This window comes from Pseudonocardia sp. ICBG1142, from assembly GCF_020496255.1.
In the GTDB taxonomy this organism is placed as follows: Bacteria; Actinomycetota; Actinomycetes; order Mycobacteriales; family Pseudonocardiaceae; genus Pseudonocardia.
On record NZ_JAHLJC010000012.1, the window covers coordinates 31,459 to 43,372 of the forward strand.

Genomic DNA, 11,914 nt, shown 5'->3' on the forward strand with positions numbered 1-11,914 from the left:
CACCCCCTCGGCGCACCCCCTCGGCGCACCCCCTCGGCGCGGGCCGGGCGCGCGGCAGACTGGACGGTCGCTCTTCTTCGCGTCGGTTATCGAGCTTCCCGAGCTTGGGTCTGGGTTTACTTGTCTCTGGCTGCTCTGTTCTTTGCCTCGCGGCCGCCAGTGAATTCATGGGCGGCGGGGTCGTGTAATGTCGTGTGTGCCACCACTGGCGCGGCAGAGACGAGGGATCGGTCATGACTGTTCATGAACTCAGGCCCATGAGCGGAATCGGCGAGGGTGGCGAGAGCTCTGTCGGTGAGCGGTGGGCGCGGCGGGATCAGCAGCCGATCTCGGAGGAAAGCCCACCGCAGTCGGGTCGTGTTCGCCCGGGTTTGTGGGCGTCGGTGTGGCCGCGTGTTCTTGCGGTGCTTGTGGTGGGTTCTGTGGGTCTTCCGGCGGCGGTGGCGTCGTATTGGCATTTGCAGGAGGTCGCGGCCCGGTTCAATCCGGGGTCGGCGTTGGCGTATTGGCTGCCGTTGTCGGTGGACGGGCTGCTGGCGGCGGCGTTGGTGGTGGTGTGGTCGCGGCGGACACGGGGTGAGCGGGTTGGGTTCGGGCCGTGGGCGGCATTCGCGTTCGGGATGTTCGTGACGTTGCTGGCGAACGCCGCGTCTGTCGTCCCGGAGAGCGAATGGGCGCGTACCGGATCGCATTTGGCGTCGGTGGCGGCGTGGATGGTGGCGTTGTTCCCGCCGGTGGCGTTCGCGATCAGTCTGGAATTGATCGCGATCGTGCTGCGGCCCACCCGTGCGGCGGCCCGTGCGGCGACGCGGACCGTCGCTGCTGCCGCGCCTCGGTGGACAGCTCCGAGCGGCCGCGCCGGCCACGCCTCGCCCGACGGCGACGGCGCAGTCGCTGCGTCGGGCGGGGAGCGTGCTGAGGGCTCCCAGGCCTCGGCGGCGGCGGCGCTGCCGGTGCAGCCGGTGGATCCGGCCGATGACGACCCGAGCGCCGGCGGCCAGGGCGACACGGCCCCGTTGCCTGTGGTGACACCGGTCCCGGTGCGGCGAGCCGGCTCCGCCGAGACCGATGGCTGCGGCGACGGCGTGGGCGTGGGCGTGGGTGTGGGTGTGGGCCAGCGGACTGGTGTTGGTGTCGAGATTGCGGCGGGTGAGACGAAGCAGGCCAAGGCCGAGGCGTTGTTCGTTGCGGCCTGGACGCGTGGGGAGGACCTGTCGTTGTCGGAGGTCGACCGGATGATCGGCGGGAACCGGACCGCTGCGAAGGCCAAGCGCAGCCTGCGCGACCGCGGAATGCTCCCGCCCGCTGAACACGGCCTCCCCGCGCCGCGCGCCGGCGCATCCGGCGGTGCGGCTGCTCGGTCTGGTCGGGTGGACGCGCGGATGGTCCCGGCCTGACCGCGCCGTCGAGGAGCGGGCAGCAGCCCGGTGGCGGGCCCGGCGTAGCGGAGACCTTCAGTTCCAGATCACGGTGATGGTGAGCATCGCGGCGACGATGACCAGGCCGAGGACCATGAGTGTGAGCCACGGCCCGGTGTCCGGCCGGGCCGTGGATGACGTGGCAGCCGATGACGTGGCGGTCCTCGTGGGCGGCTGAGCTGCGGCACGAGGCCGGGCACGGTGGTCGTGGGTCAGGTCGTCATACAGGGCAGCACGGTTGAACACCACCGTGTCGGCGGTGGCCGCGGCTTCAGCGGCGACGCGGTCGGGTCCGGACATCCAGGTCGGCCAGGGCAGCCGATCGCCACGGGGATCGTTGCATGGTGTGTTCATGTGTGCACTGTGCGCGACAGGTGACGTGGTCGTGTGAGCAGGTCCCGGGTGCTGCGGCGTTGCTGCTCTGGCCGGCGGCGGCTGGGTTCGTGGGCAAGTCGATCCGGACCGCAGCCCGCCCTCGGCGGGTGAGGACCGGAAGCGACGCGGCAGCACCGTTTTCGACACCGTTTTCGGCTCGGCAGCGTCTTCGGTGCACCGGGCACCGCCCGCTGGCGGATGTCGAATCTGTCCGGTTGTGTCTGGTTTGTCTGGTTATCGCCATGCTTTCGGGTTGAGTCGCCGCCGGCCGGTCGTGGCCGGGGTGCTGGGGCGGTTCAGGAGGTGGGCGCGGGTGGACTCGATCAGGGCGCGGGTGGCGGCCGAGCGCTGGTAGGGCTGCGCGGCGGCGGCCTGGGTGGCCCGGCGGTGTTCGTCTTCGGTGATGCGGTCGGTGGCGGGGCGGTCGTGGTGGCAGCGCAGCGGTGGGTCGTAGGAGCCGCCGGCGGGGTCGGTCGGGTCGAGGACGTAGCCGTACTCGTCGCATTCGGAGCAGTCGGCGATCTGCCGGCGTGCGTGTCGCGCGGTCTCAGAGCGCTTCTGAGCGGCTTCGGAGACCTGGAGGTCTCGGAGTGCCTCGTGGTGGCGGCGGACCGCTCCGCAGCCGCCACAGGGCCGATCCTGGGGGTCCGGGGTGGCGAGGTGCCGGTGGCACTTCCAGGTGTCGGGCCGGGCCGGGTCAGGTGCATCAGCGATCGCGGGTAGCGCGTCGCCGGGCGGAGCCGTGGCCGGGAGCGGTGCGGCGGTCGGGTGCGCGGCCAGGGTGGTGGAGAGCTGCGCGGCGACCTGGGCCAGTGCCGCGGTCACCGCTCCCAGCTCGCTCACCAGCGCCGCCTCAGCGCCGTCTGCTGCCGGGGTCGCGATCGGGGACTGCGCCACGGCCGTCTCCGCCGTGGGTGCGGGTCCTGGCTCGAGTGCAGGGCTCTGGGGGGGCGTGGCCGGGCCCGGAGACCTCGGCGGCCGAGCGGTTCGTGCACGCTCGCGCCCTCCCCCCTTCGGGTCGTTCAACTTCGGGTCGTTCTGTGCCGGTTTTTCGGCAGACCCATCTGCCGCAAAATCGGCATATCCCCCCAATGCTAACGACTCGTCGTGTCCCCCGTTTGGGGGATCTGCCGATTTTGCGGCATACCCCCTGCGACCTGCGGGTTCTTGACCGGATCGGGTCGTGCCGTGGCTTACGGCGGCGGCGGTGGTGGTGGTGGTGGTGCGGCGCGCCCGCGTCGCGCCGCGGTTGGTGGCGGGGCAGGAGCGGGCGGTCTCGGCCGCCGGGGGCGGGGGTCCGGCGGGCCGTGCGGCGAGGGCCTTCGCGGTGGCTTCGGCGTCCTCGGCGGCGACGAGCGCGGCGAGTTCCTGGGTGCTGGCCAGACCGGTGTAGCCGGGCGGTGGGGCCTCGTGGACGGTGTAGATGTTGCGGCGCCCGGTCGCGGTCGCGACGGTCTCGACATCGACCGCGCCGATCTTGACGAGCTCGGCGATCGCCGCACCCACGGTGTGGGCCTTGGACACCCCGAGGCCGCGGGCGAGGAGCCGCTGCCCCGGCCAGGCCCGTTCATCACCGCGCTGGGTGTTCACGAACGACCGGAGCAGCACATAGGCCTGGATCGCCCGCGGTGACACCCCGGACAGGGCCACCCAGTCCCCGACCGTCGTGTACGGGAACTTCCGACCTGGCAGGTACTCATCCCCCACGTCCCGCTCGCGCCGAGACCCGGGCATCGACAGGGCGCGAGCCGCCACCGCCGCCCGTGCGCCACCGCGATCACGCAGGCCAGCAGCAGAAGACGAAGCACCTACCGACGAGTACCGCTGGTCGAGGTCGAGGTCGAGGTCGAGGTCGAGGTGCTGCTCGACGGGTCGAGAGGACATGGCTAGAGTGCTCCCTTGCATTGAGAAGTGCACTGTGACTGCGGCGCCCACAAACTTTGCGAGGATGGGGCGCCGCAGTCCTTTCTTCTGTGCAGAACGTAGCGGAGTCGGCGCTCATCGACACCGGCCGCCCCGTCTGCTCCGGGATCGTTCCGGTCCATTAGCTACGCCGCCGCCCCACTGCCCAGGTAGAGCGCCTGCTGCTTCCTGTTCATTGATCAACAATGATCAATGAACAGGAAGCAGGTAGTCCAGCGCTCGGGACGCGGCCCACGCCCACGCCGCGATCGTCCGGCCCGCGTTGTCGGGCAGCTCGGCGTCTGGGTGGTGGAAGGCGCCGATGACACCGTCACGGAACCGGCCGGGGTCGTCCGGGGCGACCTCGCCTGCGTCGAGGGCGGCCAGGGCGTAGCCGGCGCCGACGATCTGGGAGATCGGGGCGTAGTCGCTGGTGGAGCCGGTGTCGTCTACCGCGGAGCGGTGGTCGATGAGCAGGAACGTCCCGCGGACCTCTCGCCCAGCCGGTGTGAACAGGCGCAGGGTGAACCGGGCGGTCCCGGCCGGGCCGGTCACGGCGATGACGACCTTCTGCCCGGCCGCCCCGTCACCGGTAGCGCCGAGGTCGGTGACGTCGTAGGTGACCGCGTCCGGGTGGGGCAGCGGGCGGCCGTAGACGTGTTCGCGGAACGCCTGCAGGAGCTGCGGTCGCTGCTGGGTCTCCCACCGCCCGACCGGTGAACCGCCCTCGTTCCGGGCCTCGTCCTGGTCGGCGTTACGGTGCTCGGGTGGGGCCGCTGCGGCGGCTGCGGACTTCGTTCTCATTACCGTGGCTGCGGCGGCGGCCTCACCCGTGCTGAGGCCCAGCGTGGCGGCGAGCGCGACCACGCAGACGGCGGTGCGTCGGCGGCGGGTCATGAGGCCGCTCCTGTCGCAACAGCCGGTGCCGGTGTGCCCGCCGGTGCGATTGCTGGTGTGTGGACGCGGCGGATGTGGGTGACCTTGTCCGCCCAGTCGGACAGTGGCTGTAGGACGACGCCGCGGGTGGTGTCGTAGGCGTTGACAACCAGGCCGTGTCCGACATACATGCCGTTGTGCCGAGGATTCCCGGCTGTGCCGAGCGAGCCCGGGATGAACACCAGGTCGCCGGGCGCGATGTCCTGGATGCGGACCGATGTCCCGGCGTGTTTCTGGCTGACCGTCCCCGCTGGGAGCGCGACACCGGCAGCGGCCCAGGAGGCGAGCATGAGTCCGGAGCAGTCGAACCCGTCCGGGCCGGTCCCGCCCCACACGTAGGGCTTGCCGAGCTGGGCCAGGGCGTAGCCGACCGCCGCCCGCGCGACCGGGTCGGCGGGCGGGGTGAACCCGGCCGGGAGTTTCTTCGGGTCGACCGGTCCGGTCGGCAGCGGCACTCCGGCGCCGCCGGAGTCCGGGCAGGCATACACGCTCGCGGCGAGTTGTGCGTTCGTGGTGACTGAGCTGTCGGTGCCGCGTGGTAGCTCTACGGGATTGTCCGCACCCACCCAGAGTTGGTCGACCAGCGCTGCGGCCGGGCCCTCCTGAGGCGCGTAGCGATCCGGGAACGCTGAGCGCTGCACCGCCTGCGCCGCCGTCCCCGGTGCCATGGTGTGCCATCCGGGCAGCGCGATGAGGCGGTCGAGGAAGGAGTCGGTGGCCGCGACCGGGTTGAGCACCCGGGCGGGCGGGCCCCAGCCCTGGGACGGGCGTTGCTGGTAGAGGCCGAGGGAGTCGCGGTCGCCGTAGGCGACGTTGACCAGCCGGGATTCGACGATGACGGTGGAGAGCGCGATCACCGCCGCTCTTCTGGGTAGTTGTCGTTCCACGACGCGGGCGACGATCGTGGCCGCGTTCTCGGTCTGCTCGCCCGTCCACTCGACACCGTCCACGGACTGCGCCCCGCCGCCGAGCCCACCGTCGGGTCCGCAGCCGAACCGGCCCCCGGCGATCCCCAACACAGCGATCACGGCGAGCCCGCCGATCGCGGCGGTCACCAGCAGCACCACCGACAACCCGAGCCCGCCCGCGACCAGCACGCCCCGTCCCACTACGACTCCTCCGTCAACGAGTCGTTGACACCGGCGATCCCGGTGGGGTCGCCGGTGTCGGCGCGCGGGAGGTCATCGTCCGGGCTTCCGGTGGTATCGGTGCTGGTCAGGGCCTCGACGCGAGGCCCTGTGCGCATTCCGGCGTCGGTGTCGAAGATCGTTTTTTCGGTGGCGGACAGGACGGTCTGGATCTTCATGCCGGGTCGGTTGTCGAGTTTCCACAGTGCGCGGCCTTGCGCTTGCATGGCCCATCCGGTGATCGCGGCCTGCTCGGTGGTCGAGAGGCCGAGTTGGTCGGCGAGGTCGTCGGTGATGGCGTCGGATTGGCCGAGGAGGATTTTCGTCGAGCACAGGGCGAGGAAGTCCCGGGCGATCGCGGCCTCGTGGGATCCGGCGGCGCCGACGGCGTGCAGGTCGGAGGGCTGGTGCATGATCAACAGTTGGATGGTGCGGTCGGACCGTGACAGGCGTAGGTCGGCGTTGATGGCCTGCACCGCCCGGAGGCCCAGGCCCATTTGGCGCCAGACCTCGTCGCGGACCACGATCCGCGGCGCACCACCCGCTGCCCCGCCGCCGCCGTCGTTGGCGGTGTTGTCGGTGGTGTTGTGGAGGAAGGTGAGCATCGATGACCACATCCCGAGACACGTCAGGGCGACGTTCATGGCTTTGTCCCCGAGCGGGTCCAGGCGTGAGAGGTCCATGGACTGGATGGGGGCGTCCCAGTCCAAATCGAAGTTCGTCTCGGCGTCGAACAGCCCGGCCAGCGGTCCGGTGACCAGGTTCGACAGCGCGTCGGTCAGCGCCCGGGTGGCGGTGGTGAACTCGGTGCGGTCGGCGAACCGGGTCTGAGCCCACAGGTCGTTGTCGGGGTCGGCGAGCAGTCCGGTGACCTGCGGGATCGTCACCGGGCGCAGCTGGTCGCTGCTGTGGTCGGCCCCGACCAGCCGCCGCAGGACCGCGTGCAGGACGTACTCATCAGTCACCGACGGCGGATGGCCCTGCGCCGCAGCCAGGGACAGCAGCAGGCGGTTCCAGCGGCCGAGGATGACGTCGAGTTCGCGGCGTTGCCGCTCCAGGGGCCAGGTCGGCCAGTAGGTGCGCAGCGGCCCGAGGTCCAGGGCGTTGAGCCGCCGCGGTGAGCCGGGCCCGAGGGCGATCGGCTCGATCCCCAGGGCCCGCAGCACCGGCGTGTACTCGCCTTTGCGGTCCCCGGAGATCAGCGTTTTGAAGCCGAACGGCATCATCCGCAGGCAGAACGCACACACCGTGGACGACTTCCCCCGCCCGGGCTTACCGAAGATCATCATGTTCGGGTTGGTGACGATCTTTCTCAGGACCCACTCGGGTGGGTGGGCGTAGAACGAGCCGCCGGTGGAGACGTCGTAGCCGAGGCGGGCGCCGACGGCGGGGACACCGTGCGCTGCCAACAGCGGGAACAGGCCGCCGATCTGGTCGGTGGTGGCCCGGAACACCGGTAGGCGCCGGGCGGCGTCGACGGGGGCCCAGCCGCGGCCGTGGGCGCGGTGCCCGCGGCGCGGGTCGAGGTTCCAGACGATGCCGTCATCCAGGCCGCCGATCTCCGGCGGGGCGGCGACGGTGAGCTGCTCAGCGGTGAGGTCGGTGAACGCGGTCAACAGCTCGGCGGTGCTACGCGACACCGGCACGCCCCGCCGCCGTCTACCGAACCGCCGGGTGAACCGTCGAGAGGAAATGGTCATCGTTGCCACCTGCGGTTCGGTAGGCCGGGCAGTCCGTAGCCGACGGGCAGACATGCGGCGGCGAACGCCGCGTCCTGGGTCAACTCCAGGCGTAGGAGACCGAAGCGGTCGGCGGCGTCGTTCTCGATCCCGGCTGCGGCGTCCTCGATGCCCCAGTCCGCCCAGTCCGACGGCACGGTGGTCGCGGCGGCGATGGTGTAACGGACCAGGGCGTGCCCGGCCGCGACCGCGGCCTCGTGGGCGTGCCCACCGGCGTGACGCTGCTGGTCCTCCACCGTCGTACCGAACCCGCGGGCGGCCTTCAGATCCGCGACCAGGGTGTCGCGGAACCTCGTGCGCGACACATGCCGTCGGGCATGGGAGGGATCGAGGACCTCGTAGTGGATCTGCAACGACCGCCGCTCCCCAGCACGGCGCACTGCCAACAGGGGCCCGAGGGAGCCGAAGTCAGTGCCCCCGACCGGTGGCTGCACGGCGTAGGCGACGGTCGCGAACCCGTCGTGGGCATACGAGCGCGCGGCCGGGGTGGGGGCGAGGACCGGCCCCGCCATCGACCACGGCAACCGGGTGTCCCGGTCGGGTCGGGTGAGGTGCTGGTGGCGCAGATGCGCCGCCGCGGCTGGGTTGAAACCCGTCCGTACGGCTTCAGCGACCGCGGCGGAGGACAACCATGCCACGTCGGTGACCCCGATGCCGCGCAGCGCGTCGGCGACCCCGTCCAACACGCGGTAGAGCGCGTAGGCGCGGCCCGGGACGCCGCCGCCGGCGGCCTTCGCCGCCCGGCGCAGCGAGTGCTCGGTGCCGCACACGGTCACGAACAGCTCGGTCCGCACGGACGCGGCGGCGACGGTCCGGTCGATCTCCGCGGCGATCTGCCGGGTCAGCTCGGGGGCGTCGTCGACCTCGTGCTGTTCGCGCCACAACGCATAGTCGGTGCCGTCATCGGGGACGGTGCGCACCAGCAGCGACACTCGGTCGATGACCTCGCGGTGCGCGACGCCGATCAACATCGTCCCGAGCTGCGCGGCCAGGCCCTCGGACTCGCCCGCCGACGCCATCGCCACCCCGGAGTGCGTGAGCCGCCCGGTGATCGCCCACCGGCCGTCGACGCTGTCCTGGATGAGGCAGAGCCGCTGGTCGGCCAGTGGTGGGCCGTCGTGGAACCGGAACCGGGCCAACACGCCCGGCAGGTCCGGGGCGTCCGGGTCGTCGGCGCGCCCGGCCGCGGCCTTCGACTGCCACGCAGCCCAGCCCATGACAACTCCTCCTGCTGTGAACATGCACAGGTCAACCAGCCAGAACAGTGCGGGCCGGCCGCGGATCGGGACCGTCACCAACACCCACACACCGGCCGCGACCAGTAGCCAGCCGAACGCGGCCGACCACCGCCCCGCCCCGACCGCTACGACCACCGGCACACACGCGGCCCCGACCACGACCGCCTGACCGGTCGACAGGCCCGCGAGCCATCCGGCGCCTTCGCGGTGGTGCAGATTCCGATACATCCGCCCGGGATCGGTCGTGGTCATCGGTCGCTCCCGGTGTCCGGCCGAGGCCGCGGCGGTGCCGTGGACGTCGGCGGTGTCGTGGACGGCGGTGTCGGTGTGGTCGGTGGCGGCTTGGGTGGGCGCCGGTCGGTCTCCGGCGCCGGGCGCGGCGCCCGCTCCTGCTGCTGGGCGAGCCGGTCCAGCTCACGCCGCCGCTGCGCAGACTCACCACCCGCAGCGCCACCCGCACCGCCGCCACCAGCGCCGCCACCAGCGCCGCTGCCGGTGGCGGGGATTCGGTCGGTCTGGTCACGTGTCGCGGCCCGGCCCAGCTCCGGCGCCGGAGCAGGAGCAGGCGGGGTGACCTGCGGCGGGGCACCGCCGTGGCCGACATCGGGCGCCGCCGCCGGCCGGGCCGGTACCGGGGACGGGCGGACGCTGGGAGTGTGGCGCAGCACGAAGCCGCCGCCGTGCCCGACACCGGTCTGAGCGGCCTGCTGGTTCAACCGGCCGGCCGCGTACTCCCCCGCCGCCGCCACACCGTGATAGCCCGCCGACAATGCCCCGCCGACCGCGCGGCCGGCCCGCACCGCGCCCGCTGCGACACCACCACGCCCACCGGCCTGGGTGCGGGCGTGCTCGGCGAACCGCGCCGTATGCGCTTCCTCGGCTGCGACACCACCGGGGCGGGCCGCCCCCGCCGGGGCCGGGCGCCGCGCCATGACCGCCCGAACATCCATCCCCGCACCGGTCGCCGGATCGACAAACGCCAGCAGTTTGTAGGCCGCCCACGGGCAGAACACCGCCGCCAGCAACGTCACCGCCCCCGCCAACAACCCGGACACACCGGAGGCGCTGCCCAGCATCCCGACACCGATGACCAGCAGCAACGCCAACGCCGGTTCCAGCAGGATCGCCGCAGCCAGCCACCGCGCGGTCCGCCACCACCACGCCGACGTCGCCCCCGACAACAACCCGGCCGCGGCGATCGGGGACACCGCGATCAACATGACGATGATCGCCTGGCGCACGACCATCTCGAACGCGAACCCGACCGACGCCGCCGCGCCGAGCGCCCCAGCGATCGCCATGATGATCGCCCGCGACATCTCAGTCAGGCCTTCACCCAGGTCCGGGTTGTCGATGAAGATCGCGCCGACACCGGTCACCGGCTCCTCGACCGGGGCGGCCGGGTCGACCGGGGGTGGGTCGAGGACCCGCGCGAAATCCGGTGATCCCAACGCTAGATCGAGCAGGCCGCGGGCGATCCCGTCCGCCGCGGCGACCAGGCCCGCCGACAACGACAAGACGAACGCCAACGCGATCCCGAAATGGACCGGGCCCAGCAACAACCGCGACGCGCCCCAGCCGCCGCGGACCACGACCGCCACGATCTGGGAGAAGAACACGATCGTGGCGACCAGGATCGCCAGCCACCACAACGCCGGCCACACCTGCCCCAGACCGCGATCCGCAGCGAACAACGCAACCAGATCGAACCGCGTCAGATGATCGATCAGCGCGAGGGTGTCGCGCAGCATCGCCAACCCAGCCGTCCACACCGACTCCAGGACACCGACGACACCGGCCTTGACGTACTCCGTGGCTGCCCGGCCGAAGGTGTCCCCCGGGTTTGTGACGATGTCCCAGAAACCTGGCTCAGGTGCCGGAGGCGGCGCAGGGTCCGGGCCCGGTTGCATCAGCCAGGTCATCGAGCGATCGCCCGGTATCCAGCGGCGACGGCCTCAGCGGTCCCCGGCCACGGCGAGGGAGCCTGAGCTGCGTGTGGTGCCCGCGCGATGCGCCACTGCTCGGTGCCGTCGGCGGCCTGGACTCGGCGCATGGCCTGGCAGTCGCCCATCCCGCCGGACACGACCTGGCCCTTGAAGTCGAACGTGAACTCCCCCAGCACACAGACCACGACGAACCGGTCCCCGACCGTTCCCTTGACCAGCGCCTCTGCCGGAGTCCAGGTGATCGACATCCCGGGCTTCGGCCCGCGGGCCGGTAGTCCGGCGCTCTTGCGGAAGCTCGTCAGCTGGTGCGCGAGGAACGAGCCGTCCCCCCGTGGCCCGTCGGTGGCCTCGGTCATCGAGTCGTGCGCGCGGGCGTAGTCGGCCGGGTCGCCGCCGAGCATCCCGGCCTGCGTCATCGCTGCCAGTTGCGCGACCGCGCCCTCCGGGGTCGCGGGGAAGCTGTCCGGCACCCGCACCCCGACCACGCGTCCCGGCGGCGGCAGCGTGATCGGCGGCCCCGCCGTCTCGGCGGTCAATGCATGCGGGAAACTCACCGCATTCGGAAACAGCAGCATCGGAGCGCTGCTCAATTCCTGTTCTGAGGCCCACTCCGGCGCTACCGGACCCTCCACCGCCGGTGCTGCCGCTGGCGCGGGTTCGTCCCGGCCGCCGACCCAGCCCATGATCGTGTAGACCAGGCCGGCGAGCAGCAGTGTTGCGAGGACGCCGGCGCCGGCGGCGATCGCGTAGCCGCGCCGCCGGTTCGGCTCCCGCACCAGCGGCGGAGAAGAAGACGGCTCGGGTGGTGTGGTGGTCATTCGAGTTCGCCGGTCGCGATCATCTTGATCAGGTTTTGGCCGGATGCCCAGAGCACACCGGCCAGGACCGCGGTGCCGAGCATCCCGGCGCCGACCAGCGCCGCGAGCCGGTTTCCCCACAGCCGGCCGGCGCCGATGGTGAGCACACCCAGGAAGAACAGGACCGGCACCGACCAGCCCGCCAGGGACATGATGACGCCGCCGAGGTATTCGGTGGTGTCACCGAACCGGCCGGGCAACGGCTTCGGCACCACCGTCGGCAACTGCGGCAAACCCTGCTCCTGCCCGGCCTGACCGCCCGGCGGCGGCGCAGGCGGCGGCTGCTGGCCCGGAAGCCCGGCACCGAACCACCCGGCGCTGAACCGGCCGGCACTGAACCACACAGCATTATCGGAAATAGTTCTCAACACGGGGA

The 11,914-nt window shown here is 71.8% G+C and carries 10 protein-coding genes; 1 reads left to right on the forward strand and 9 read right to left on the reverse strand.

The window, feature by feature from the left end:
* The first annotated feature begins 257 nt into the window (after window positions 1-257).
* Window positions 258-1,397, forward strand: a complete 1,140-nt coding sequence (locus tag KPL59_RS12300; protein WP_226360884.1) for a DUF2637 domain-containing protein — start codon at window positions 258-260, stop codon at window positions 1,395-1,397.
* A gap of 57 nt (window positions 1,398-1,454) precedes the next feature.
* Here the strand turns inward: KPL59_RS12300 and KPL59_RS12305 are convergent, their stop codons facing one another.
* The 9 genes from KPL59_RS12305 to KPL59_RS12345 form a co-directional block, all read right to left on the reverse strand.
* Window positions 1,455-1,772 carry a hypothetical protein gene (locus KPL59_RS12305; RefSeq protein WP_226360885.1) on the reverse strand — a complete coding sequence of 106 codons (318 nt, stop codon included), beginning with the start codon at window positions 1,770-1,772 and terminating at the stop codon, window positions 1,455-1,457.
* Between the two features lie 255 nt (window positions 1,773-2,027).
* Window positions 2,028-3,677, reverse strand: a complete 1,650-nt coding sequence (locus KPL59_RS12310; protein WP_226360886.1) for a hypothetical protein — start codon at window positions 3,675-3,677, stop codon at window positions 2,028-2,030.
* 228 nt (window positions 3,678-3,905) lie between these two features.
* On the reverse strand, window positions 3,906-4,592 hold the full coding sequence (locus KPL59_RS12315; protein WP_226360887.1) for a hypothetical protein: 687 nt from the start codon (window positions 4,590-4,592) through the stop codon (window positions 3,906-3,908).
* Window positions 4,589-5,740: a C40 family peptidase gene (locus tag KPL59_RS12320; protein WP_226360888.1), complete on the reverse strand. Its 1,152-nt coding sequence runs from the start codon at window positions 5,738-5,740 to the stop codon at window positions 4,589-4,591. The genes KPL59_RS12315 and KPL59_RS12320 overlap by 4 nt, the downstream gene beginning before the upstream one ends.
* Window positions 5,740-7,398 carry an ATP-binding protein gene (locus KPL59_RS12325; RefSeq protein ID WP_226360889.1) on the reverse strand — a complete coding sequence of 553 codons (1,659 nt, stop codon included), beginning with the start codon at window positions 7,396-7,398 and terminating at the stop codon, window positions 5,740-5,742. Before KPL59_RS12325 ends, KPL59_RS12320 begins: the two co-directional genes overlap by 1 nt.
* A gap of 56 nt (window positions 7,399-7,454) precedes the next feature.
* A complete protein-coding gene (locus KPL59_RS12330) occupies window positions 7,455-8,987 on the reverse strand; it encodes an SCO6880 family protein (protein WP_226360890.1) in 1,533 nt (510 codons plus the stop codon).
* Complete coding sequence (locus KPL59_RS12335) at window positions 8,984-10,645, reverse strand: hypothetical protein (protein WP_226360891.1); 1,662 nt, start codon at window positions 10,643-10,645, stop codon at window positions 8,984-8,986. The genes KPL59_RS12330 and KPL59_RS12335 overlap by 4 nt, the downstream gene beginning before the upstream one ends.
* Window positions 10,646-10,653: 8 nt before the next feature.
* Entirely contained in the window at window positions 10,654-11,499 is an 846-nt protein-coding gene (locus tag KPL59_RS12340; protein ID WP_226360892.1) for a hypothetical protein, read from the reverse strand.
* Window positions 11,496-11,882, reverse strand: a complete 387-nt coding sequence (locus tag KPL59_RS12345) for a hypothetical protein (protein ID WP_226360858.1) — start codon at window positions 11,880-11,882, stop codon at window positions 11,496-11,498. Before KPL59_RS12345 ends, KPL59_RS12340 begins: the two co-directional genes overlap by 4 nt.
* Window positions 11,883-11,914 lie beyond the last annotated feature (32 nt).

Excerpts from the sequence above, each read along its gene's own strand:
- KPL59_RS12300 (WP_226360884.1), top strand. The coding sequence starts at position 258 with ATGAGCGGAATCGGCGAGGGTGGCGAGAGCTCTGTCGGTGAGCGGTGG.
- KPL59_RS12305 (WP_226360885.1), bottom strand. The coding sequence starts at position 1,772 with ATGAACACACCATGCAACGATCCCCGTGGCGATCGGCTGCCCTGGCCG.
- KPL59_RS12310 (WP_226360886.1), bottom strand. The coding sequence starts at position 3,677 with ATGTCCTCTCGACCCGTCGAGCAGCACCTCGACCTCGACCTCGACCTC.
- KPL59_RS12315 (WP_226360887.1), bottom strand. The coding sequence starts at position 4,592 with ATGACCCGCCGCCGACGCACCGCCGTCTGCGTGGTCGCGCTCGCCGCC.
- KPL59_RS12330 (WP_226360890.1), bottom strand. The coding sequence starts at position 8,987 with ATGACCACGACCGATCCCGGGCGGATGTATCGGAATCTGCACCACCGC.
- KPL59_RS12335 (WP_226360891.1), bottom strand. The coding sequence starts at position 10,645 with ATGCAACCGGGCCCGGACCCTGCGCCGCCTCCGGCACCTGAGCCAGGT.
- KPL59_RS12340 (WP_226360892.1), bottom strand. The coding sequence starts at position 11,499 with ATGACCACCACACCACCCGAGCCGTCTTCTTCTCCGCCGCTGGTGCGG.